General features: G+C 51.0%; 20 protein-coding genes. 5 read left to right on the top strand and 15 right to left on the bottom strand.

The window, feature by feature from the left end; all coding sequences use genetic code 11:
* Nucleotides 1–68 precede the first annotated feature (68 nt).
* Entirely contained in the window at nt 69–674 is a 606-nt protein-coding gene (locus EHW56_RS07020) for a DUF924 family protein (RefSeq protein ID WP_046073545.1), read from the bottom strand.
* A gap of 164 nt (nt 675–838) precedes the next feature.
* Between EHW56_RS07020 and EHW56_RS07015 the strand changes: the two genes are divergently transcribed.
* Nucleotides 839–1,267 (top strand): HIT family protein, encoded by a 429-nt coding sequence (locus EHW56_RS07015; RefSeq protein ID WP_077579207.1) that lies wholly within the window; start codon nt 839–841, stop codon nt 1,265–1,267.
* Nucleotides 1,268–1,572: 305 nt separating this feature from the next.
* On the opposite strand, the gene EHW56_RS07010 is transcribed toward EHW56_RS07015, so the two are convergent.
* The 3 genes from EHW56_RS07010 to znuA form a co-directional block, all read right to left on the bottom strand.
* Complete coding sequence (locus EHW56_RS07010) at nt 1,573–4,215, bottom strand: AraC family transcriptional regulator (protein WP_172969981.1); 2,643 nt, start codon at nt 4,213–4,215, stop codon at nt 1,573–1,575.
* Nucleotides 4,216–4,403: 188 nt separating this feature from the next.
* A complete protein-coding gene (gene mepM / locus EHW56_RS07005; RefSeq protein WP_077579205.1) occupies nt 4,404–5,738 on the bottom strand; it encodes a murein DD-endopeptidase MepM in 1,335 nt (444 codons plus the stop codon).
* Nucleotides 5,722–6,618 (bottom strand): zinc ABC transporter substrate-binding protein ZnuA, encoded by an 897-nt coding sequence (gene znuA / locus EHW56_RS07000; RefSeq protein WP_227986275.1) that lies wholly within the window; start codon nt 6,616–6,618, stop codon nt 5,722–5,724. Before znuA ends, mepM begins: the two co-directional genes overlap by 17 nt.
* A gap of 80 nt (nt 6,619–6,698) precedes the next feature.
* Between znuA and znuC the strand changes: the two genes are divergently transcribed.
* Both znuC and znuB read left to right on the top strand, forming a co-directional pair.
* A complete protein-coding gene (znuC, locus tag EHW56_RS06995) occupies nt 6,699–7,463 on the top strand; it encodes a zinc ABC transporter ATP-binding protein ZnuC (protein ID WP_077579204.1) in 765 nt (254 codons plus the stop codon).
* The gene (znuB, locus tag EHW56_RS06990; RefSeq protein WP_046073550.1) at nt 7,456–8,244 is read left to right on the top strand and encodes a zinc ABC transporter permease subunit ZnuB; all 789 of its coding nucleotides are present in this window, start codon (nt 7,456–7,458) and stop codon (nt 8,242–8,244) included. The genes znuC and znuB overlap by 8 nt, the downstream gene beginning before the upstream one ends.
* 81 nt (nt 8,245–8,325) lie before the next feature.
* Here znuB and sucD read toward each other — a convergent pair whose 3' ends face one another.
* The 8 genes from sucD to sdhC all read right to left on the bottom strand — a co-directional run bounded on the left by sucD (nt 8,326) and on the right by sdhC (nt 17,865).
* Nucleotides 8,326–9,198 (bottom strand): succinate--CoA ligase subunit alpha, encoded by an 873-nt coding sequence (sucD, locus tag EHW56_RS06985; RefSeq protein ID WP_046073551.1) that lies wholly within the window; start codon nt 9,196–9,198, stop codon nt 8,326–8,328.
* A gap of 2 nt (nt 9,199–9,200) precedes the next feature.
* Nucleotides 9,201–10,367 carry an ADP-forming succinate--CoA ligase subunit beta gene (gene sucC, locus EHW56_RS06980; protein WP_046073552.1) on the bottom strand — a complete coding sequence of 389 codons (1,167 nt, stop codon included), beginning with the start codon at nt 10,365–10,367 and terminating at the stop codon, nt 9,201–9,203.
* Nucleotides 10,368–10,474: 107 nt separating this feature from the next.
* Nucleotides 10,475–11,683 (bottom strand): 2-oxoglutarate dehydrogenase complex dihydrolipoyllysine-residue succinyltransferase, encoded by a 1,209-nt coding sequence (gene odhB, locus EHW56_RS06975; protein ID WP_152794780.1) that lies wholly within the window; start codon nt 11,681–11,683, stop codon nt 10,475–10,477.
* A 28-nt stretch (nt 11,684–11,711) separates the two neighbouring features.
* Entirely contained in the window at nt 11,712–14,522 is a 2,811-nt protein-coding gene (gene sucA / locus EHW56_RS06970; RefSeq protein ID WP_152794778.1) for a 2-oxoglutarate dehydrogenase E1 component, read from the bottom strand.
* Nucleotides 14,523–14,636: 114 nt separating this feature from the next.
* Nucleotides 14,637–15,347, bottom strand: a complete 711-nt coding sequence (locus EHW56_RS06965) for a succinate dehydrogenase iron-sulfur subunit (protein ID WP_046073555.1) — start codon at nt 15,345–15,347, stop codon at nt 14,637–14,639.
* Nucleotides 15,348–15,361: 14 nt separating this feature from the next.
* Nucleotides 15,362–17,128 (bottom strand): succinate dehydrogenase flavoprotein subunit, encoded by a 1,767-nt coding sequence (gene sdhA / locus EHW56_RS06960; protein WP_046073556.1) that lies wholly within the window; start codon nt 17,126–17,128, stop codon nt 15,362–15,364.
* Nucleotides 17,129–17,479 (bottom strand): succinate dehydrogenase, hydrophobic membrane anchor protein, encoded by a 351-nt coding sequence (gene sdhD / locus EHW56_RS06955; protein WP_046073557.1) that lies wholly within the window; start codon nt 17,477–17,479, stop codon nt 17,129–17,131. It abuts the gene before it with no gap.
* A complete protein-coding gene (gene sdhC, locus EHW56_RS06950) occupies nt 17,473–17,865 on the bottom strand; it encodes a succinate dehydrogenase cytochrome b556 subunit (RefSeq protein ID WP_046073558.1) in 393 nt (130 codons plus the stop codon). The genes sdhD and sdhC overlap by 7 nt, the downstream gene beginning before the upstream one ends.
* 399 nt (nt 17,866–18,264) lie before the next feature.
* On the opposite strand from sdhC, the gene EHW56_RS06945 reads away from it, so the two are divergent.
* A complete protein-coding gene (locus tag EHW56_RS06945) occupies nt 18,265–19,554 on the top strand; it encodes a citrate synthase (protein WP_046073559.1) in 1,290 nt (429 codons plus the stop codon).
* 112 nt (nt 19,555–19,666) lie between these two features.
* Here EHW56_RS06945 and EHW56_RS06940 read toward each other — a convergent pair whose 3' ends face one another.
* On the bottom strand, nt 19,667–20,425 hold the full coding sequence (locus tag EHW56_RS06940; protein WP_077579201.1) for a Nif3-like dinuclear metal center hexameric protein: 759 nt from the start codon (nt 20,423–20,425) through the stop codon (nt 19,667–19,669).
* Nucleotides 20,426–20,601: 176 nt separating this feature from the next.
* Nucleotides 20,602–20,799: a DUF2517 family protein gene (locus EHW56_RS06935; protein ID WP_046073561.1), complete on the bottom strand. Its 198-nt coding sequence runs from the start codon at nt 20,797–20,799 to the stop codon at nt 20,602–20,604.
* 147 nt (nt 20,800–20,946) lie between these two features.
* On the opposite strand from EHW56_RS06935, the gene EHW56_RS06930 reads away from it, so the two are divergent.
* The gene (locus tag EHW56_RS06930) at nt 20,947–21,756 is read left to right on the top strand and encodes a DUF1853 family protein (protein WP_077666125.1); all 810 of its coding nucleotides are present in this window, start codon (nt 20,947–20,949) and stop codon (nt 21,754–21,756) included.
* Between the two features lie 55 nt (nt 21,757–21,811).
* Here the strand turns inward: EHW56_RS06930 and pgm are convergent, their stop codons facing one another.
* Nucleotides 21,812–23,458 carry a phosphoglucomutase (alpha-D-glucose-1,6-bisphosphate-dependent) gene (pgm, locus tag EHW56_RS06925; RefSeq protein WP_077666124.1) on the bottom strand — a complete coding sequence of 549 codons (1,647 nt, stop codon included), beginning with the start codon at nt 23,456–23,458 and terminating at the stop codon, nt 21,812–21,814.
* Between the last annotated feature and the right edge of the window lies 1 nt (nt 23,459).

Raw genomic sequence — 23,459 nt, 5'->3', positions numbered from 1 at the left:
TAGATGATCCTTGTTGTGCGGATAAGCGCAGAAGAAGGGCGCCCACTGGTTGCAAGTGGGCGCCTTTTTTATCCCTGACCAAAATGCTGATCCGTTTCGCTAAGCCACAACCGTTCCTCGGGAGTCGATAACCGTCCCATCACCGCATTGCGATGAGGAAATCGACCAAAGGTAGTAATAATGTCGTAGTGCTGGCGTGCGTAATCAAAGCATTGCTCGTACCAAGCTTTTGCCTCCCCACTCACTCGCTGACGCAGTTGATCAAACCGAAACAGTGCTTCTTCTTGGTCTGCTTCTTCTTCAGCATGCTCTAAGGGAAGATAGAAAAACACCCGTTGAAGCGGGGTTAAGACTTGGTCGTCACCTTTCGCAAGCCCTGCCTTACAGAGAGCCAATGCCAAGGCATCATACCGATATGCTGCCGCCAACCCGCGATATAAGTTTCGGGGGAATTGATCGAGCAGAATAATCAATGCCAAACGCCCCTCTGCGGTCTGGGCCCAGTCATTTAATGCGCCCGCGCCGGCCGCACTGACCCAAGATTGGAATCGCTCGCGAATCGCCTCATCAACGTCTGGACTACCGCCAAACCATCGTGCCTGCGAGGCGGACGAAGGAACCCACTCACTACGCTCGTCGCCAAACCAAAAAGCTAGGACGTCTTGATAATGCATGCCACCTCCTCTCGCGTTCGTCGACACATTTGGCTTCAACATTGTGTTAAGCGTACTTGCTTTTTGTTTCTTATGAGGCGAATCCTCCTATTCGGTGAGGAGTTTGTGACCCAAAAGCAAGTTGTGATGTAAGCTATGCGCTCGCATTGCAATAAGGAGCCTGTATGTCCTTCGTTCTCCACTCACGATTAGCCGCCGATAGCGCTTATGTCGGTGATTTCTCACTTTGTCAGTTGCGCCTTGCGCATGCCGATATTGGTCCATGGCTCTTGCTGATCCCACGTAAGCAGGACATCGAAGAAATTCACCACCTTGACGATACTGAGCAGCACTCGCTGTGGCAAGAGTCGGCCATAGTGGCGCGCTGTCTTGAGCGTCTATTCTCCCCTGACAAGCTCAATATCGCCGCAATCGGCAACCTAGTTCCCCAGCTCCATCTCCACCATGTTGCTCGGTTTAAAACGGATCCGGTATGGCCAAATCCGATTTGGGGCCACCTACAAGTGGGGCATCGTCCTCACGAACAAGCACAGCCCCTCATCCAACAGCTGAGGGAGACACTCGCCGCCAGTGGGTTAGTCGTCAATGGGTAAGTGCACTTCGTTATTTTCGTCAAAATCAGAAAATGAAATAAAAGCAATAATTATCAATGACTTAAACTTAAACCTGTCAAGGTGCGATTGGCGGTTTAGTCATAACGACTCAAGCGCAAATTACGGTATATTGATGCCGCTGGTTAAGACAATACACGCCTGACCAGCCCGTTTTTTACCAGGGCGGGCTCCCCGCCCTCGGCAGCAAGCGAAGGTGTCGTTGACACCCGTGGCATGGCTCCCCGGCTATGCCACGTTTTCTTTTACGCGCATTTCCCCCCTGGGTTTCAGGTCAACAGCCCAACCTAATCACGTATATCTGCCACGGTTATATCGGTCGTCGTGCGTCGATACTGCGAAGGACTGACACCAAAGTAGCTTTTAAACCGTTGACTAAAGTAAGCCGGATCGCGATATCCGCACGCCTCAGCCACATCCGCAACCGAATACCCGTGCTGCAAGCGCGCAGCGGCATCACTCAGTCTTTTCTGCGTCACATAAGCGGTCACTGTCACACCAAAATACTGTCGACACTTACGTTGCAAATTACGCTCAGACATCGCTAACGCGCTTGCTACCTGAGCCATTGAAAAGTCAGGATCTCGGTACTTGGCCGCGATAACTTTCTCAAACTCGGCTGTCCATCGCTGATTGGCTTGGTCTGAAGCCAGCGCCAGTGATGAGGGCGATTCAAATCCGATAGGATATGTGACATCCGAGATTTCATCCAGCGGCCCGGAGATGGGCACGCTCGATGTCTCTATGTGCACCGCCGACAAGTGACGTTGTCTCAAGGCTAAGATGACAGCCGCAAGAACCAGGCTCACAAAGCAGGCCAGTACCATGCCATTGATAATGTGAGGCAATAGAGGAAGAGAGACAGAGATATCTAACACAGTATGGGAAGCACCATCACGCGGAATAGCAATACGTAATTGATAGTGCCCCCCCACCATATTGGCCAAAGAAATCGTATCACTGCCGGTCTGCTGCCAAGCGGCCAGTTTGTCAGCCATTGGCTGGCCAGCGTGCTGATAAGGCACGAGCTGGTAATGCACGCGTGTCACTTGTCGTTCTGGTGGCCAACTCCCCCACGCTAGATAGGCGGGGCTTTGCTCTAGTAATGTCACCGCTGTTTGCTGTCGAGGGCCAATACGCCAACGCTTGCGTTGCTGCCAAACCGCACCAATCACAACACTTGGCGGTTTACGCAGAGAAAACGCCAATTGGTCAGTATCTATCTGGTAGGTATAATCCCCTGCCAACAGAGTGAGTTGATGGGGTTGGGTCGCGTAGCAGGCCACTTTTTCTGCATCAGATGGGAGGCGAAATGTGCGCACGAACCCTCGTGGGGCAATGTGTACCAATGCTTGGTTACTGTACGCCCATACGCCGTCGCGGTTACCAGTGACACAGTGGAATCGCTCATCGGGTAGCGATAAATAAACCAATGACGCGGCGTCTGGGGCGCTAGGATCGTATTGATACACACCGCGCGCACTGGTGAGCCATAAACGACCTCGTTCATCGGTATACATATCCTGCACAGGCAGTCGGTCTTTCGCCAAGGGGACCGGCTTAAAATGACCGTCTCGATAACGGGTTAAGCCATTCTGATCACGGATCCATACACTACCGCGACCATCATCGTAAAAGCCTAACACCTCACCCGCGTGATGAGTCTGCCATCGCGTGCCATAACTGACCAATGTCTGTGTGTCCGGCCAGTAGCGCATCACCTGATCGTCAACCGATAACCAGACGGTGCCCTCTGCATCAGTATACAAATGCTCCGCGGGCAAGGTTACCAACCGGTCGGGTATGACGATGCTTACCCCTGTTTGCGTATTGATCCCTTTTGTACCTGACGGTGTTGACCACCAAAGGCGCTGAGCGTCTCGGGTGGCACTGAGGTATTCACCGCTTGGTGCATCCGAGGTCCATGGTACAGTGCGATACCCACTTAAATCGCGCCAACTGCCTCTCTCTAGCCCCCAAGGGTTACTCTGCGCCATAAAACCATGGGTAAGCACGCTGGGAAACGCGCGGTGTTGATGAGTTATCCAACGCTGGCCCGGCGCACGATAACGTGTAGCCTGATCGGTTGAAAACCAGATCCCCCCTTCAAAATCTGCCCATAAAAAAGTGATGCTTTGGCCTGCTATACCCTGAGAGCCTGGCTGCCAAACAGGCGTCGCGACACCGTCTAGGGAAAGTCGAAATAACCCGTTATGATTGGCGGCCCACAACCCGCCCGAGCCGACCGTCATTCTTTGGTAGCCTCCACGAGTATTCAACACGTGTTGTGCTTTTACTTGATCGCCCGATAATGCCAGTAGATAAACACGCTTTTCGGTACTGATCCATGCTCTGTCTTGTTTCGCCGTGATCGCTGTAATCGGCGTAGAAAAGCGTGTCAGTTGACGCACACCCGCGTCACTGAGTTGGTATAAGCTTGTCCCGACCGCAAACAATCGATGACCCGCAGTAAACCAAACACTATCAGCACGCCACGGACCCGTTCGCCACACGTGAAATGCCTTATCTTCCCGTTGATAGACGCTTATCTGGCCGCTTTGAATGTGCCATAGCGTATTATTGATCGTCGCCAGTCGTGGCGATTGGGAGGGACGAGGCGCATGATCAGCGCGTGTCTGTGCAACGGCATCGGGCAACGGGAAAGCGGTAAGCGTATTGGTACTTGGCTGGAAACGATAAACATGTTGCCTTCCTGCCATCCAAAGCGCCTGGTGAGCATAAGCAATGGTCAGGATCTTTTCATCAGGCAAGGTCAGGGCGTCGTTGAGTGGATGGCGCTGATGACCATCAAAAAAATGAATGCGTCCTTGGTTATCCAACAACCACATACCACCAGATGACTGCACCGCCACATCGCGAACATCACCGAGGCCATTGAGACCGCCGTATGATTGAAACGATGTGAGCAAGGGATCATGCGCCTGCAAAGGTAGGCAAGGAAAGATGAGAGCCAGCCATAACAAACAGAGACATCGGCGTTTCATGTACGAGAAGAGAGACAGGTTGCAGGATTCAGTGGCGTAGTGTCCTGCGACCTGCCCCTAAATAAAACCCTGCAACCCTAAATGTGAGCTAGGCCTCACATAATTGATACCCATTACCCATTTAATCGCTGCGCCAACGCCTGATGTGCACGTTTAGCTTGACGCTGGAACCCATTACGCTCGCCATTAGGAACGGGGTGCGCTTCAGGCAGCGGTACCTTCATCGCGTTGACCGGGTGACCGTATTTGAGCAATTCAAAATGAAGATGAGGCCCCGTTGAGCGACCGGTATTACCACTTAATCCGATTCGTTGTCCCATCGACACATGATCGCCCGGCTTCACTAAAATCCGGTGCAAATGTAAATATCGCGTTGAATACTCACGCCCGTGTTTAATCACCACGTAATTACCCGCTAGCGGGTGTTTACGCGCTTTAACGACAACACCATCACCGGCGGCCAATACTGAGGTACCCACTGGCGTCGCGAAGTCAGTGCCATTGTGCGGTGAAATACGCCCGGTAATCGGGTGCTTACGATGTGGGTTAAACGATGAGCTAATACGATAGCGCTTGGCAGTGGGATAACGACGGAGCGCACGATCAAGGCTTTGCCCCTTCTGATCATAAAAGCGTCCATCATGATGACGATAGACAAAAATGTCTCGACTGCCCGATTTGTAGAGCATGGCCGTGACCTTACCCGATGACACGGGTTTATTGTCGATGAACTCTCTGTTTACTTGTACCGCAAACTGATCGCCGCGACGAGATTGACGTCCAAAGTCAAAACGCCACTGTAGCGCCGAGACCAGATTTTGAATCTGATTAGGTGTGAGCCCAGCTTGGCGCGCCTGCTGATAAAAGCTACTATTCACCCGTCCAATCAAGGTCACACTCTCAAACTCGCCTTTGGTTTCCAAGCGCTGATAGTCAACGGTACCTTGATCGAACTGGTAATAGTCGCGGTATTTAATCGATTGATAAACGGTGAACGTCAGCAATCGACCTTCCTCGTCAACTTGCCATTCCATTTTTTGTCCGCGACGAATATCGCCGGCCTTATCGTTCACATCCAGCATTTGGTAGAGCTGACCGATAGCGAGACCATACTGTGAGAAGATCTCACCGAGTGTATCCCCTGCCGCGACGGTGTGGTGATGGACACGCGGCGCCTCAGATGTGATGTCTTGCTCGAGCGCATCTTCAGGCACACTCAAGGCAGGATCATTTGCATCCATGCCTTGCTCAATCGGTTCACTGTGATCCACTGTCGCCGGCGCTTGGTGTTGATTGACCGCCGGCAACGGTTGCCGTTCTTTGGGAGAAAAAGGATGGGGCTGCCACATGAGGGCAGCGCCAACCAAAAGAGATAATGAAGCCAGGGCCAGCTTGTGCTGGCGAGGAAGTCTGGCTGTCACAGCGAGCCAGTTAGTCAGTAGTTTCATGCTTTAAACAACGTGTGAAACGATTTCCTAAATCTTTTAAAAACACCTGATAGCTATCAGGCGCTACCGGAATTGATGTCGCCAATGGATCTAAGGCAAGTACATTGACGTCATTATGTCGTGTCACAGCATCAATCAGTGCGGGATTAAACTGCGGCTCAGTGAAGATACAGGTCGCATCATGATTAAGCAAACCTCGGCGAATCGTCACCAGGGTTTTCGCCCCAGGCTTTTGACTTGGATCAACCGTAAAATGTCCGGTTTTTGCGAGGCCAAAAGCATCTTCAAAGTAACCATAGGCATCATGGAAGACAAAATACCCTGACTGAATACGGGTGGCGAGGTCTTGCTGAATATCGGCAACGGTTTGATCGAGCTTATCATTGAAACGAGTCAGGTTGGCTTGGTATTGCTCTGCTTTACCGGGAGCGGCTTCAATCAATGCCTCTGTAATAGCTTGTGCCGCCACTCGAGTCGTTTTGGGTCCCAGCCAAAGGTGCGGGTCAATATTGTGCTCGCCATGATCGTGTCCATGATGATGATGGTGCCCGCCATCAAAATGGCGCAACGGCATATTCTCGACCTGTGTCAAGGTCAATACAGAAGGTTTATCCGCCAACAATTTAGAAAGAAAAAGCTCTAGCTCGGGTCCCACCCAAATCGTCACATCCGCTTGATTTAAACCGCGTATGTCCGATGGCTTTAGCGCATAGCTATGCGGTGACGCGCCCGGCGGCAACAACACATCGACGGTATCATCTTGTGTCACAAGTCCTGCCGCGATCAGCTGTAAAGGCTTAATCGATGTCATTACCGACGTGGCTTGCGCGGGCAATGCCAGTAGTAGTGCAATAAATACCCCAATAATACGCGCCATCATCTTTCCTCTCATTCTTATGTTTTCTCACTGGCTATGAATGTTATAATATAACAATTCCAATTCACAATGCTTTTTTCACTATGACTGACTCGCTAGTCTCGCTCGATGCGGTGACGGTGACCTTCAATGGCCGCCATGTGCTGGATAAGGTTTCGATGCAACTAAAGCGCGGGCAAATTACCACGCTAATTGGCCCCAATGGCGCCGGGAAATCGACGCTTGTCAAAGCACTGATCGGTTTAGTTAAGCCGAGCGCCGGCACAGTACAAATAGCCCGAGATGTAAAAATCGGTTACGTACCTCAGAAGTTGCAGTTAAATCAAACTCTGCCGCTAACGGTTGATCGGTTTATTCGTCTGGGAACACGCTATACCAATGCGCAGATTAGCCAGGCGCTACATACGGTCAATGCCGAATCCTTGCAATATGCGAATATGCATACCCTCTCCGGCGGTGAAACGCAACGCGTTCTACTCGCCCGCGCCATTTTAAAGCACCCTGATGTGTTGGTGTTAGATGAGCCAGTGCAAGGGGTGGATGTCAGCGGTCAATTGGAGATGTATAGCCTGATCAGTCAATTGCGTGATAGCCTTGGGTGCGCGGTACTCATGGTGTCGCATGACTTGCATTTAGTAATGGCTAAAACCGATGAAGTGATTTGTTTGCAGCATCATGTCTGCTGCTCCGGTGAGCCCGATGCCATCTCGCAGCACCCTTCTTATGTGGCGATGTTTGGTCGCCAAACCAGTGAGCAACTCGCGCTATACCACCACCACCATCATCATAAACATGATCTTGCAGGGCAACCTGTAAGCTGCGAACACCAAGAGCATCATCATGATTGAGTTCTTACTTGCCCCTATCATGGGCGGCTTATTGATCGCCGCCATTGCCGGCCCTTTGGGCTCATTTGTGGTCTGGCGACGTATGGCCTACTTTGGCGATACCCTCGCTCACGCTTCACTACTCGGTTTAGCGTTAGGCTTTCTGCTGCAAATCGACTTAAACCTCGCACTCGTGATCACCTGCTTACTCCTGGCGGTTTTATTGGTGGGACTACAGCGCCAACACCTGGTCTCGACCGATACCTTGCTCGGTATATTGGCTCACAGTGCCCTGTCATTGGGGTTAGTGTCAGTAAGCTTTTTGGACAACATGCGCGTCGATCTCATGGCCTATTTGTTTGGCGATTTGTTGGCGGTCTCTTTTGCCGATCTCACTTTACTCGCCATTGGCGCGTGCTTAACACTCGGGGTACTCGCGTATTACTGGGAGCAGTTACTGTCGATGACAGTCAGCGAAGAGCTTGCCAAGGTAGAAGGTATTGCAGTAGAAAAGCTGCGGCTGTTATTGATGCTACTGATTGGTTTGGTCATTGCGTTGGCGATGAAATTTGTCGGGGCATTAATTATTACCTCTATGCTAATCATTCCCGCGGCAACGGCACGGCGTATCGCCTCAACACCAGAGCAAATGGCCTCGTTTGCTAGCCTCATTGGGATGGCTGCGGTGCTGCTAGGCATGGCAGGCTCTTGGTTTTATGATACGCCCGCTGGCCCATCTGTGGTGGTTGCAGCAGCCAGTGTCTTTATGTTGGCGCAGTTATTGCCGAATCGCTCGCACTAAGCCCTAACCACTTATTATGTTTTTTATATCAAAAAGCCGCTCATATGAGCGGCTTTTGTTTATGCGATTACTTTGTCTGGCTTACCAGCTGGTTTTCTCGCGCAATGCTTTACCAATATCAGCCAGGCTTTTAACCGTCGTGACACCCGCTGCTTCAAGGGCAGCAAATTTATCATCTGCGGTTCCTTTACCACCAGAAATAATTGCCCCCGCATGACCCATGCGCTTACCTGGAGGTGCCGTTACCCCGGCAATATATGCCACTACGGGCTTGGTCACATTGGCTTTGATGTAAGCCGCCGCTTCCTCTTCTGCAGTCCCGCCAATCTCACCGATCATCACGATCGCCTCGGTCGCCGGATCCTTTTCGAACATTTCTAAAATGTCGATAAAGTTTGAGCCTGGAATAGGGTCCCCACCAATACCAACACAGGTGGATTGGCCAAAGCCTTCATCAGTGGTTTGCTTAACGGCTTCATACGTCAGTGTGCCCGAGCGCGACACAATGCCCACTTTACCAGATTGATGAATGTGCCCCGGCATAATGCCGATTTTAGACTCATCCGGCGTGATCACACCTGGACAGTTAGGCCCAATCATACGCACGCCTGCTTGGTCCAGCTTCACTTTTACTTCCAGCATATCCAGTGTTGGGATACCTTCCGTAATACATACAATAAGCTCAATACCAGCATCGATCGCTTCTAGGATCGCGTCTTTACAGAAAGGGGCAGGAACATAAATAACTGATGCTGTCGCACCCGTCGCCTCGACCGCATCGGCCACCGTGTTGAACACAGGTAAACCTAGGTGAGTCGTACCGCCCTTACCAGGGGATACACCGCCGACCATTTGTGTTCCATACTCAATAGCTTGCTCTGAGTGGAAAGTACCTTGTCCACCTGTAAAACCTTGGCAGATCACTTTGGTATCTTTATTAATCAGCACTGACATTGTTATTTACCCTCCGCGGCAGCAACGACTTTTTGAGCGGCTTCGGTTAGCGATGTTGCCGCAATGATATTCAAACCACTATCGGCCAGTTTCTTGGCACCTACATCAGCATTATTTCCCTCGAGGCGAACCACCACTGGAACTTTAACGCCAACTTCTTCGACTGCACCAATAATGCCATCTGCGATCAAGTCGCAGCGCACGATACCGCCGAAGATATTCACCAAGACAGCCTTTACGTTGCTGTCAGACAGAATGATTTTAAACGCTTCTGTTACACGCTCTTTGGTCGCGCCACCGCCAACGTCAAGGAAGTTAGCTGGGCTGCCACCGTGCAAATTAACAATGTCCATGGTGCCCATTGCTAGGCCCGCACCGTTAACCATGCAGCCAATATTGCCATCTAGCGCGACATAGTTGAGTTCCCATTGCGCGGCATGCGCTTCACGCTCGTCTTCTTGGCTGGGGTCGTGCATCGCGCGTACTTTTGGCTGGCGGTAGACAGCGTTGCTATCAATGGCCAATTTCGCATCCAAGCAGTGCAAGTTGCCTTGGTCAGTAATAACCAAAGGGTTAACCTCAACCAGTGCAACATCTTTATCCAAAAACAGCTGGCCGATACCCACAAAGATTTTGGTAAATTGCTTGATTTGCTCACCTTCTAGACCCAGTTTAAAGGCCAGTTGGCGACCTTGATAAGGCTGAGGGCCAACAAGGGGATCAATCGATGCTTTGTGGATAAGCTCAGGGGTTTCTTCCGCCACCTTCTCGATTTCGACACCGCCTTCAGTCGATGCCATGAAAACAACGCGGCGTGAACCACGGTCGACAACCGCACCCAGGTAAAGCTCTTTGGCGATATCGGTGCATGACTCCACCAAAATTTTGCTTACCGGCTGACCGTTTTCGTCGGTTTGAAAGGTCACCAAGTTTTTACCAAGCCATTGCTGAGCAAACTGACGGATCTCCTCTTTGGAGTTAGCCAGTTTTACCCCGCCTGCCTTGCCACGCCCACCGGCGTGAACCTGGCATTTAACGACCCATTTGTTTCCGCCAATTTTATCGGCTGCTTCAGCAGCTTCTTGTGGTGTGTCGCAAGCATAGCCCTCTGAAACTGGTAGACCATATTCAGCGAACAGCTGCTTTGACTGATATTCGTGCAGATTCATGATGTTCTATCCGTGTTAGTGTCCATTATTGTGTCTTTTTGCTTTCCAAATGAGGGGACCTCCGTCCCCTCTAAAATGGCTCCCCTCAGAAACAGGGGGTAGCGCCATTAAACGTCCAGAAGCAGACGTGTTGGGTCTTCTAGAAGTTCTTTGATGGTCACCAAGAAGCCTACCGATTCACGACCGTCAATCAGACGGTGATCATAAGAAAGCGCCAGGTACATCATCGGCAAGATTTCGACCTTGCCATCCACCGCCATCGGGCGGTCTTGGATCTTGTGCATGCCAAGAATGGCTGCTTGAGGGGGATTAATGATCGGCGTTGACATCAATGAGCCAAAGACACCGCCATTGGTGAGGGTGAAGTTGCCCCCTGTCAGTTCATCGACGGTGAGCTTGCCATCACGGCCTTTAATCGCCAAATCACGGATACCCTTTTCAATATCCGCAAAGCCCAGCTTGTCGCAATCGCGCAGCACAGGGGTAACCAGACCACGCGGTGTAGATACCGCCATGCTGACATCGAAGTAGTTGTGATAAACGATATCATCACCGTCGATGGATGCGTTGACTTCTGGGTAACGCTTCAAGGCCTCGACGACCGCTTTCACATAGAAAGACATAAAGCCGAGACGAATATCGTGACGCTCTTCAAAACTATCACGGTATTGCTTACGCAAGTCCATGATGGGCTTCATGTTCACTTCATTGAAGGTGGTCAGCATCGCGGTACTGTTTTTCGCTTCTAACAAGCGCTCAGCGACACGTTTACGCAAGCGCGTCATAGGAACACGCTTCTCACCGCGTTCAGCCACAGGTGGCACATCTTGGCTTTGTGCTTTTTGCTCTCCCTGTTCAGGCTGACTCTCAAGGTGTGCTTCAACATCTTCTCGCGTAATGCGTCCACCCACACCTGTGCCTTTCACTGCATCAGGAGAGAGGTCATGCTCAGCAAGCAGACGACGTACCGCAGGACTTAACGCGTCGTTCGTCTCTTCTTCTAGTGAGGCGGTGTGGCGCTTGTCAGGTGAAGACTCTGATTGTGCAGGAACGTCTTTGGTTGGCTCACCTGCGACGGCACCTTCTTTGATTTTAGCGATGGCCTGTTTCGCTAATACGGTTGACCCTTCATCTTCAATGATGGACTCCAACACCCCATCAGCAGGGGCAGGCACTTCCAGCACGACCTTATCTGTTTCAATATCAACCAGTACTTCGTCACGGGTTACCGAGTCACCTGGCTGTTTGTGCCATGTGGCAATGGTTGCGTCAGCCACAGATTCGGGTAAATCGGGAACCAGAATTTCGATTGTCATATCGTATTTATCCTTAATGTTCTAGTTCTTACTTTAGGGTCAGAGCGTCTTGAACTAACGCTTTTTGTTGTTTCTGGTGTACAGACATATAACCTACCGCAGGTGATGCGGATGCCGAGCGTCCGGCATAGGTCAATGTGGCATCTTGCGGTAAGGCAGCACGGAAGTTGTGCTGGCTGCTGTACCACGCCCCTTGGTTTTGTGGCTCTTCTTGGCACCAAACAAAGTCTTTCGCATTGCTATAAGGCGCAATCGCGTCTTTAACCGCGTCCAGAGGGAATGGATAAAGTTGCTCAATACGGATAATGGCAACGTCATCAATCTCTTGCTCTCGGCGTGCTTGTAGCAAATCATAATAGACTTTGCCCGAGCACATCACGACGCGTTTCACCTTGCTTGACTCAAGATCGTCCATTTCACCAATCGCTGGTAGGAAATCACCCTCGGTTAAGTCTTCCAAGTTAGACACACACAGTGGGTGACGTAACAGCGACTTCGGTGACATAACGATCAAAGGACGACGCATGGGGCGCACCACTTGCCGGCGCAACATGTGATAAACCTGCGCGGGGCTTGATGGCACCACAACCTGCATATTTTGCTCAGCACACAGTTGCAGATAACGCTCTAAACGCGCTGACGAGTGCTCGGGGCCCTGCCCTTCATAGCCATGAGGAAGCAGCATGGTCAGGCCACACATGCGGCGCCATTTTTGTTCACCAGAGCTGATGAACTGATCAATCACCACTTGCGCACCATTGCCGAAGTCACCAAATTGTGCTTCCCACACGGTTAAACCGCCTGGCTCAGCGGTGGCGTAACCGTACTCAAACGCCAGTACCGCTTCTTCCGATAACACGGAATCGAAGATCTCGAATGGTCCTTGTTTGTCATGGATATTTGCAAGTGGCAAATACGTGCTGCCATCTTCTTGGTTGTGGAGCACCGCATGACGGTGGAAGAAGGTGCCGCGACCTGAGTCTTGACCCGTAATGCGGATACGTTTGCCATCATCAACCAAAGTGGCATAAGCAAGGGTCTCAGCCATCCCCCAATCAACCATCTTTTCGCCTTCTACCATCGCTTTGCGATCTTTGTAGAGCTTGGCAACACGGCTGTGGAGTTTATGGCTATCCGGCAACTGGCAAATGCGATGACCCAGCTCTTTCAGACGCTTAGCATCGAACTTATTTGCCCACTCTACCGTCCAATCGTGGCCTAGATAGGGCGTCCAGTCGACAGAATGCAACACCATTGGGCGCCACTCTTTCACCACACACTCACCACTATCGAGAAGGTCACGATACTCATTGATCATCTCAGTGGCTTTTTCGAGATTAGCGACCCCTTGTTGATCCAATACATCGGCATACAGCTTACGCGGAGTAGGATGCTTTTTGATCTTTTGGTACATCATCGGCTGAGTCGCGTTGGGCTCATCCGCTTCGTTGTGGCCATGGCGACGGTAACAGACTAAGTCAATCACCACATCACGCTTAAACTCGTTGCGAAAATCGAGCGCCAAGCGCGATACAAAAGCAACCGCCTCGGGATCATCTGCATTGACGTGGAAAATCGGCGCCTGCACCATCTTAGCGATGTCTGTACAGTATTGCGTCGAGCGTGAATCAGCCGGATTCGACGTGGTAAACCCAATTTGGTTATTGACCACGATGCGCACGGTGCCGCCTACTTGGAAGCCTCGCGCTTGCGACATGTTGAAGGTCTCTTGTACCACCCCTTGCCCGGCGATAGAGGCATCACCGTGGATGGTGATAGGGAGAACACTCGAGCCGGTATTATCTTCCAGTCGGTCTTGGCGAGCACGCACTGATCCCATCACCACCGGGTTCACAATCTCAAGGTGTGAGGGGTTGAACGCCAACGCAAGGTGAACATCACCCCCCGGTGTCGCGAAATCAGACGAGAAGCCTTGGTGATATTTCACATCCCCGGTTCCCCAACTCTCGTCTTGTTTACCCGCGAACTCATCAAAAAGCTCGGACGGTTTCTTACCTAATACGTTTACCAACACATTGAGGCGCCCACGGTGAGCCATTCCGACCACCACTTCTCGTGCGCCTTCGCTACCCGCGTGGCGAATCAGCTCTTTCAGCATCGGGATCAGCGAATCACCGCCTTCAAGAGAGAACCGCTTAGCGCCGGGGAATTTGGCACCAAGATAGCGTTCGAGGCCTTCAGCTGCGGTGAGCTCTTCTAAAAAGGTGAGCTTTTCTTCTTCGCTAAACTGCGGCTGTCCAACCACAGACTCCAGGCGACCTTGGATCCAGCGCTTTTCTTCGGTATCGGTAATGTGCATGTATTCTGCACCGATAGACCCACAATAGGTCTTCTCAAGCGCATCATACAGCTCGCCCAATTGCATATTGTCTTTACCAATCGCAAATGAGCCGACATTAAAAGTTTCGTTGAAATCCTGCTCATTAAGAGAGTGAAAAGCAGGTGACAGATCAGGTACAGGTTTACGTTTCCATAACCCGAGAGGGTCTAGGCTGGCCTGTTGGTGGCCGCGGAAACGAAAAGCATTAATCAGTTGAAGAACTTTGACTTGTTTCGCGTCTACATCTGGATCATTGACTGAAGCACTTGCACGCGATGTATCGGTAGCTAAGCGTCGAAAGTAATCACGAACACGAGAGTGAGGTTGTTCTACCGCGGTATCACTTACCACTGGCAGCTGGTCGAAAACCGCTCTCCATTCTTGATCAACTAACTCCGGGTCACTGAGGTACATTTCGTAGAGGTCTTCTACGTACGTTGCATTGGCGCCAGCCAAATGAGAAGACTCTAACCAAGCCTTCATCACGCCATTTTGCATTGTTATCCCTTAACCACTAGTTATTTATCCAAACACCGGTCTGAGGCCGGGTTACCTGTTATTAAGCCCCGTCCGAGGACGGGGCATTTTTTTCTACGTTATTGGTTCAGCGTTTTAAACGCCGCGCTGAATCAGCATAGACTTGATATGCCCAATTGCCTTGGTTGGGTTCAGTCCCTTTGGACATACACTGACACAGTTCATGATCCCGTGGCAACGGAAGACACTAAAAGCGTCGTCTAGATCAGATAACCGCTCTTCGGTCGCTGTGTCACGGCTATCCGCCAGCCAACGGTAAGCGGCAAGCAAGCCCGCTGGACCAACAAACTTGTCAGGGTTCCACCAAAATGAAGGGCATGCGGTACTGCAACATGCACACATAATGCACTCATACAAGCCATCAAGTTCCGCGCGATCTTCCGGCGCTTGCAAGTTCTCTCGCGACGGTGGCGTTTCATCATTCATCAGGTAGGGTTTGACACGCTCATAGTTCTCATAGAACTGCCCCATATCAATAATAAGATCACGCACCACCGGTAGACCGGGTAGCGGACGAATCACGATTTCGGACTTGTCCATCAGTGAGGACAGCGGCGTGATGCATGCCAGGCCATTTTTACCGTTCATATTGACGCCGTCAGAGCCACAGACACCTTCACGGCACGAGCGACGGAAGGCCAAAGTAGGATCCTGCTCTTTAAGCTGGATGAGCGCATCCAGCAGCATCATGTCAGACCCTTCAGGCACATCCAGCGTGTAGTCTTTCATGTATGGCGCATTATCTACATCTGGGTTGTAGCGATAGATAGAAAACTTAACATTCATCGTTCTCGACCCCCTTAGTAACTGCGGACTTTCGGTGGGAAAGCCTCACGGTGCACTGGCGCCATATTGACGTCGCGCTTCGACATGGCTTCGGTTTCTGGGTTATAGATGGAGTGGCATAGCCAGTTTTCATCATCGCGGTCTTGATAGTCGAAACGCGCATGTGCGCCACGGCTTTCAGTACGATAATGGGCTGATACCGCCGTTGAATACGCGGTTTCCATCAAATTCTCCAGCTCCAAACATTCGACACGCTGGGTGTTGAACTCGGTTGACGTATCATCAAGACGCGCCGACTTAAGGCGTTCGCGAATTTCCTTCAGCTCTTTCAGCCCTTTTTCCATCGCCTCGCCTTCTCGGAACACAGAGAAGTTTTCTTGCATACAAGCTTGCAAATCTTTGCGGATCTCAACCGGGTCTTCACCCTGCTGGGTGTTATTCCAACGATTAACCCGTGCCAGTGACGCCTCAATGTCTGACTCGCTCGCATCGCGCGCTTCTACTTGCGCGGCGAGTGTCTCGCCAAGATGCAGGCCGGTCGCACGGCCAAAGACAACCAAGTCGAGCAATGAGTTGCCGCCTAAGCGGTTGGCACCGTGAACAGACACGCTGGCAATCTCGCCACAGGCAAACAAACCTTGTACTTCAATGTCATTGCCGAGCGGGTCTTGCTTGATTGCTTGGCCAGACACTTGTGTTGGAATGCCCCCCATCATGTAGTGACAGGTTGGGATCACCGGAATCGGTTCTTTGATAGGATCGACGTGCGCAAAGGTACGCGACAAGTCAAGAATACCGGGGAGACGAGACTCGAGCACATCTTTGCCAAGGTGATCGAGCTTCAATTTGAGGTGTGGGCCCCATGGGCCGTCACAGCCACGCCCTTCTCGAATCTCGATCATCATTGAACGCGCCACCACGTCACGCCCTGCCAAATCTTTCACATTGGGGGCGTAACGCTCCATAAAGCGTTCACCATCTTTATTGAGCAGATAACCGCCTTCACCACGACAACCTTCCGTCACCAATACACCCGCTCCAGCAATGCCTGTGGGGTGGAATTGCCACATTTCCATATCTTGCATTGGCACGCCTGCGCGCAGCGCCATACCAACACCGTCACCGGTATTGATATGCGCATTGGTGGTTGATTGATAGATACGACCAGCGCCACCTGTCGCCAACACGGTTGCTTTGGATTTGAAGTAGCAAATCTCCCCAGTTTCCATACACATGGCCGTGGCACCAACGATTACACCGTCTTGGTTTTTCACCAAATCAAGCGCATACCATTCAGAGAAGATGGTGGTCTTGTTTTTAATATTCTGTTGATACAAGGTGTGCAGCAGTGCGTGCCCGGTCCGGTCAGCAGCCGCTGCCGTTCTCGCTGCTTGCTCGCCACCAAACTCTTTGGACTGGCCACCAAACGGGCGTTGATAGATGGATCCGTTTTCGAAGCGAGAAAATGGCAGCCCCATTTTTTCAAGCTCAATCACAGACTGAGGGCCTGTCTTACACATGTACTCAATGGCATCTTGGTCGCCAATATAATCCGACCCTTTCACCGTGTCATACATGTGCCATTGCCAGTTGTCCTTGTGCGAGTTACCCAGTGCTACCGTAATCCCACCCTGCGCGGACACAGTGTGCGAACGAGTTGGAAACACTTTAGATAACAGTGCACAGGTTAGGCCCTGCTCTGATATTTGCAGTGCGGCGCGCATACCTGCGCCACCTGCGCCAATGACAATTGCGTCAAATTCGCGAACTGGAATACTCACTTACACACCCCACAATACAAAGAAACCGGCGAAAACATAGATCAGTAGCATGGCCACAACGCCCAGTTGCAACATGCCACGCAGCAAGGCTGGCTTGATATAATCAGTCAATACTTGCCACATTCCGATCCAGCCGTGAATCAGCACGGAGACCAGGGCTAACATGGTAAAGACTTTGGTACTGGTCTGGCCGAAAAACGCTGTCCATGAGGCATACGTAATCTCAGGACCAAAAACGGCAAAACCGACCATATAAAGTGTGTAAAGTGTGATGAGAATCGCAGTGGCGCGAATCAGCACATAGTCGTGCACACCATTGCGCCCGACCGATGAGATGTTTTTAGTTACCATACTAAAACCCCCGCCAACACAGACAACACGCCAGTGATAACAAATGCAACCTGCGCACTTTGCGCGCCAGACTCCAGCTCTTCAAAATAACCCATGTCTTGGATCAAATGACGGATCCCGCCAACAATGTGATACGCCAGTGCCGTCAAAATGCCCCAAAGGATCAGTTTGACGAAAAAGCTATCGACAATGGCAGCAGCGGATTGAAATCCATCAGGAGAAGAGAGAGACAGGCTAAGCAGCCATAGGAGGATGGCGATCGAGACAAAGGTGATGACACCTGCCACTCGATGCAATATAGACGCAATCGCTGTTATCGGGAAACGAATCGTCTGGAGGTCGAGGTTTACGGGTCTTGACTTTCTTTCTTTCACGATATTGCCCACTCAGCTCCATTGAGCATTTATAGTTATTACACTCTCTGAACCTCAGTACTCAAAGCGTAAGACCTGCAACATCTGCGTAACGCGCTTCATGTACCTTATTGCTTATAACTGCAATTATTGGCGAATGGATCACGTCAGTTAGGAAAGGTGTTTGAGCCCCTAAACGCTCTAGGATACTGATTTGCCCAGAGACCTCGAAAAAGTATACGTGGCGTAACAGACAATTACAAACGCACAAAATTGACCGGAATCTCACAACAGATATTTAACTCGCATTGCAAATAAGTTATTAACTGACGCACACATCGATAGGTTAAAAATTGACATCATTAGGGTCGATCGGTACAACGGTCGAGTCCGTATCCTGGATGGGATTATAAAATAACAAAGGAGATTGTTATGGCAGAGAAGAAAGCTACCCTACATATCGAAGGGAAAGCACCAATCGAACTGCCGATTATCGAGGGCACCGTCGGTCCAGAAGTCATTGATGTGCGCCAGCTGGTAAACGAAGGCTATTTCACCTTTGATCCTGGCTTTGTCGCAACGGGTTCGTGCAATTCGCAAATCACCTACATCGATGGCGCAGCCGGCGTATTGCTGCACCGCGGTTACCCGATAGATCAACTTGCCAATAACGCTGATTATTTAGAAGTCTGTTATATCCTGCTCTACGGTGAAGTCCCTACCCAAAAGCAATACGATGAGTTTCGCTCAATGATCGTGCGCCACACCATGGTGCATGAACAGATTGCAAGCTTCTTCCACGGCTTCCGCCGTGACGCTCACCCAATGGCCGTAATGGTCGGGGTTGTAGGTGCACTGGCCGCGTTCTATCACGACTCTCTCGACATCAACAACGATCAACACCGTGAAATCACGGCGTTCCGTTTACTGTCGAAAATGCCAACATTGGCTGCAATGTGTTACAAGTACTCGATCGGGCAGCCATTTATTTATCCACGTAACGACCTCGACTACGCGGAGAACTTCCTACATATGATGTTCGCCACGCCATGCGAAGAGTATGAGGTCAACCCTGTGGTTGCGCGTGCAATGGATAAAATATTCACGCTGCACGCCGATCACGAACAAAACGCATCCACATCAACAGTACGCCTTGCGGGCTCGTCAGGTGCGAACCCATTTGCCTGTATTGCGGCAGGGATTGCCTCGTTATGGGGACCCGCCCACGGCGGTGCGAATGAAGCGTGCTTGCGTATGTTTGAGCAAATCGGGCATGTTGATAACATTCCTGAGTATATTGCTCGCGCGAAAGACAAAGATGATCCATTCCGCCTGATGGGCTTTGGTCACCGTGTCTACAAGAACTACGATCCTCGCGCAACCGTGATGCGTGAAGCCTGTCACGAAGTGCTCAATGAGTTACAAATACAGGACCCACTGCTTGACGTAGCGATGGAGCTAGAGCGCATCGCATTGTCAGATGATTACTTTATCGATAAGAAACTTTATCCGAACGTTGATTTCTATTCAGGCATTATCCTGAAAGCGATCGGGATTCCCACGTCGATGTTTACAGTGATCTTCGCGATGTCTCGTACCATTGGTTGGATTGCTCACTGGAATGAAATGCATACCGACCCACACAAGCGTATTGGGCGCCCGCGTCAGCTTTACACAGGCTATACGCAACGCGAGTTTACGCCGATGGACAAGCGCAGTTAAGCCGCGAATGTCATATAACAAAGCCGCCAATAGGCGGCTTTTTCTTTATTATCAGCAGGTTATCACATTGCTGCGTCTACCTTTTATCGCACTTAGCCTCAACGCCTAGGCGTTACGCTGGATTGTCGATATCAATAAAGTGCACATTCAAACCATGCTGCTGGGCAAGCCACTCCCCTAGCGCTTTCACGCCATAACGCTCGGTCGCGTGATGCCCTGCCGCGATATAATGCACACCTTGCTCGCGCGCCGAAAAGGTTGTGCGCTCAGAAATCTCACCCGACAGATACGCATCCATCCCTTGTGAAGCGGCCAAGTCGATAAAATCTTGCGCGCCACCAGTACACAGCCCGACGGTTTCAATCCGCGTTTGTTGGCCACCGTCAATCACAAGGGGCGTTCGGTTAAGCACCGTGGCCACTTGTTGCTCAAACTGAGCCAACGTCATGGGCGTTGAAAGCTTTCCATAAACAGGAATCGAGACAGGGTTGTCAGGCTCCAGTCCCCCAAGCAGCTCAATGCCTAAACGTTTGGCAAGTTGCGCGTTGTTACCCAGCGTCGGGTGAATATCCAAAGGCAAGTGATAACCGTATAGATTGATGCCATGTTCAATCAACATCTTGATACGTTGGTACTTCATGCCGCGAATTTGCTGTGGTTCGCCGCGCCAGAAGTAACCATGGTGCACCAGGATGGCATCCGCATTCTGCTCAATCGCTGCATCAATAAGATCTTGGCAAGCCGTCACCCCTGTGACGACGGTTTGAACCTCATCACGCCCTTGCACTTGCAGTCCGTTCGGGCTGTAGTCTTTGATGCTATCCGGTTTTAGTTCGGCGTTGAGCAATGCTTCCAGTTCAAAATTATTCATAGCATTCACATCCACTTGCGAGACAATGGCAACAGTGTAACCTGACAAGCAAAAATAAAAAAAGCGGCGAGCACGAATGGCTCACCGCTTATCTAATCGCTACCTATCTGTTCGGCTGCATCTATACGTATTTATGGCTTATACGATAGGCTAAGCCTTGATGAGGTAAAGGTGGGTTAGAAAAAACCACCGACCTTTTCCGACTCAGCTAACCAGACTGGCTTGGTGCTGTCTTTAAGCCAGACTTGATGTAAATGGCTATATAAACGCGATGCCATTGGCGGCACAATCAGTGTTGGCAGGCAAGTGATGCCCGCGATCACAACCGCGCAGCGGCGCAACACAACACGGGTTTTATCGAACGGTGTATACATAATCAACCTCACTCATCTGACCAGTTTGCAAGTATGGACGTAGTGTACCACCCGTTTTGTTTTTTTACTACATAAATGGTTATTTTTCACCCAAAAATTACCAGATTCAGCTTTAACAGTCTTTTAACAAGGTAATAAAATTACATCATGAGTGACACCGATCCGCTATTTAGCAACCAAGATCAAATCAATGCCGACTTTAGCTGGTTACAAAATCAGTTCTCACTACTCAGCGACAAGCACTTCCCGGTTGTGCCTCATCATCTTTGGCAACACAAATTACTGCCATCTCCCTCGCCCTATAAGGGACCAAAGCGTATCGGCTTTTACTATCAGTGGCTGCTCACTCAGCTCATTGATTGTCACCCGCATTTGGGGTTAGAAGCTGAGGAAATACAAATTAATGAAGGCGGCAAGACGCGAGGTGCCATCGACTTTTTAGTCAGATATCAGGGGCAACTAGAGCACTGGGAGGTAGCGGTAAAATTCTACCTCGCCTATGACAACCGTTGGTTAGGCCCCAATGCCAAGGATGCATTGGATATCAAAGTGGCGCGAATGCTTGACCACCAATTGGCGCTGTCCAGCCACCCAAGCTTCTGTCAGCAATACCCACACTGGCAACCAAGTGAGAAGCGTTTAATGGTGCAAGGAAGGTTGTACCGCCATTATCATCATGGCGAGCAGCCCCTACCAGAGTGGCCACCCGTCAATCATGACAGCATTGGGGGATGGTGGTGTTGGCCAGATGCATTACCAACAGACAGGGAATTTGCCGTATTGGCCCGCGACCAGTGGTTGTCACTGCCTGCTTTCGCTGATTTGCCCAAGCTCGAACGCGCATCACTTGATGAGCTATCTCGCACCTGTCACTTGTTAGATGACTCACTCACCCCTTGGTTCGTGGTACCCCGCGACTGGCCAGAGACGATACCCGCGTTACCCGCTTTGAAATAAAAAACGCGCACATTGTCTGTACGCGTTTTCGACTACAGCGTCACGACGGGACGCGCTAAACGCCTTGAGCGTTGAACACGCGGTCAACAATTTGTTGCGCTTCTTGCTCAATCAAACGCAAGTGATCATCACCTTTAAAGCTTTCACAGTAGATTTTATAAATATCTTCTGTCCCTGATGGGCGCGCAGCGAACCAACCAAACTCCGTGACCACTTTCAGTCCTCCGATGGCAGCGCCATTGCCCGGCGCATGCGTCAGTTTGGCGGTGATGGTATCGCCCGCCAAGCTCTCTGCCGTCACCATCTCGGGGCTGAGCTGACTGAGCACCTGCTTTTGCGCTGCATTGGCAACCGCTTGTAATCGGTTATACGACGGATCACCGTGCTTGTGGGCAAGTTTTTGATAATACGCCTGTGGCGTAAGCCCCGTTACCGCCAGAATTTCTGCTGCCAGTAAGCAAAGAATGATACCATCTTTATCTGTTGACCATGGCTGCCCATCAAAGGTTAAGAATGAGGCACCGGCACTTTCTTCCCCGCCAAAGCCAAGCGTTCCTTCACTCAAGCCAGGCACAAACCATTTAAAGCCGACGGGCACTTCAACCAGCGGACGAGCGAGATCGCCAACCACCTTATCAATGATCGCACTGGACACCAGGGTCTTACCCACGCCTAAATCGGCTGACCACTGCGGACGGTGGCGGAACAAATAATCGATGCACACGGCTAAATAGTGATTCGGGTTCATCAATCCTTCGGGAGTCACGATGCCGTGGCGATCAAAGTCTGGATCATTGCCAAATGCCAAATCATAATCATCTTTGTACGCCAATAGTCCGGCCATTGCGTATGCAGACGAGCAATCCATACGAATCACGCCATCGCTATCGCGCGGCATAAAGCCAAACGTTGGGTCGACATGATCGTTAATCAGGGTAATATCCAGTTGATAATGCGCGGCAATTTGCTGCCAATAGCGGATCCCTGCGCCCCCCAAAGGGTCAACGGCAAGTTTTAAACCCGCTTTTTGAATAGCCTCGATATCAACAACCTTGGCCAGCCCAGAGACATATGGCGTCACAAGATCTTGCGCTTGGTAATAGTCACTGTGCATCGCCGCATCAATCTCCGAGCGTTTAACGCCGACGAGATGGGTTTCAATATAGTGATTCGCTCGCGTTTCTATTGCTTTCGTGATTTCGCCTTCGGCGGGTCCACCATGGGGCGGGTTGTATTTGATGCCCCCATCTTGCGGTGGGTTGTGCGAGGGAGTGATGACAATCCCGTCCGCTTTCGCGTCATGCGCGCGGTTGTAGGCGAGTATCTGCTGCGATACCCCTGGGGTGGGTGTATACCCTTGCTCAGCTTGGCCAATCACCGTAACGTGATTGGCCGTTAACACTTCAACCACGGCATCGAATGCTGGTACTGAAAGCGCATGAGTGTCTTTTCCCACAAAGACAGGGCCAGAAATGCCGCGCGCGCTGCGCTCATCACAAATTGCTTGTGCAATCGCCAAAATATGATCGCGGTTAAACGTCGTGTTCAACGCGCTTCCACGGTGTCCTGACGTCCCAAACGCAACACGTTGCGACGGATCACCTGGACGTGGTTGAGCCTGGAAAAAACGCGTCACAAGCGCCGGGATATCACACAAATCTTGCGGATTCGCGCGCTGTCCGGCTTGAGGATGCACTGCCATA

It is taken from the genome of Salinivibrio sp. VGrn1 (assembly GCF_009377995.1).
In the GTDB taxonomy this organism is placed as follows: domain Bacteria; phylum Pseudomonadota; class Gammaproteobacteria; order Enterobacterales; family Vibrionaceae; genus Salinivibrio; species Salinivibrio siamensis.
This window is presented reverse-complemented; position numbering and strand designations above follow the sequence as displayed.

Excerpts from the sequence above, each read along its gene's own strand:
- EHW56_RS07020 (WP_046073545.1), bottom strand. The coding sequence starts at position 674 with ATGCATTATCAAGACGTCCTAGCTTTTTGGTTTGGCGACGAGCGTAGT.
- EHW56_RS07015 (WP_077579207.1), top strand. The coding sequence starts at position 839 with ATGTCCTTCGTTCTCCACTCACGATTAGCCGCCGATAGCGCTTATGTC.
- mepM (WP_077579205.1), bottom strand. The coding sequence starts at position 5,738 with ATGAAACTACTGACTAACTGGCTCGCTGTGACAGCCAGACTTCCTCGC.
- znuA (WP_227986275.1), bottom strand. The coding sequence starts at position 6,618 with ATGATGGCGCGTATTATTGGGGTATTTATTGCACTACTACTGGCATTG.
- znuC (WP_077579204.1), top strand. The coding sequence starts at position 6,699 with ATGACTGACTCGCTAGTCTCGCTCGATGCGGTGACGGTGACCTTCAAT.
- znuB (WP_046073550.1), top strand. The coding sequence starts at position 7,456 with ATGATTGAGTTCTTACTTGCCCCTATCATGGGCGGCTTATTGATCGCC.
- sucD (WP_046073551.1), bottom strand. The coding sequence starts at position 9,198 with ATGTCAGTGCTGATTAATAAAGATACCAAAGTGATCTGCCAAGGTTTT.
- sucC (WP_046073552.1), bottom strand. The coding sequence starts at position 10,367 with ATGAATCTGCACGAATATCAGTCAAAGCAGCTGTTCGCTGAATATGGT.
- odhB (WP_152794780.1), bottom strand. The coding sequence starts at position 11,683 with ATGACAATCGAAATTCTGGTTCCCGATTTACCCGAATCTGTGGCTGAC.
- sucA (WP_152794778.1), bottom strand. The coding sequence starts at position 14,522 with ATGCAAAATGGCGTGATGAAGGCTTGGTTAGAGTCTTCTCATTTGGCT.
- EHW56_RS06965 (WP_046073555.1), bottom strand. The coding sequence starts at position 15,347 with ATGAATGTTAAGTTTTCTATCTATCGCTACAACCCAGATGTAGATAAT.
- sdhD (WP_046073557.1), bottom strand. The coding sequence starts at position 17,479 with ATGGTAACTAAAAACATCTCATCGGTCGGGCGCAATGGTGTGCACGAC.
- EHW56_RS06945 (WP_046073559.1), top strand. The coding sequence starts at position 18,265 with ATGGCAGAGAAGAAAGCTACCCTACATATCGAAGGGAAAGCACCAATC.
- EHW56_RS06940 (WP_077579201.1), bottom strand. The coding sequence starts at position 20,425 with ATGAATAATTTTGAACTGGAAGCATTGCTCAACGCCGAACTAAAACCG.
- EHW56_RS06935 (WP_046073561.1), bottom strand. The coding sequence starts at position 20,799 with ATGTATACACCGTTCGATAAAACCCGTGTTGTGTTGCGCCGCTGCGCG.
- EHW56_RS06930 (WP_077666125.1), top strand. The coding sequence starts at position 20,947 with ATGAGTGACACCGATCCGCTATTTAGCAACCAAGATCAAATCAATGCC.
- pgm (WP_077666124.1), bottom strand. The coding sequence starts at position 23,458 with ATGGCAGTGCATCCTCAAGCCGGACAGCGCGCGAATCCGCAAGATTTG.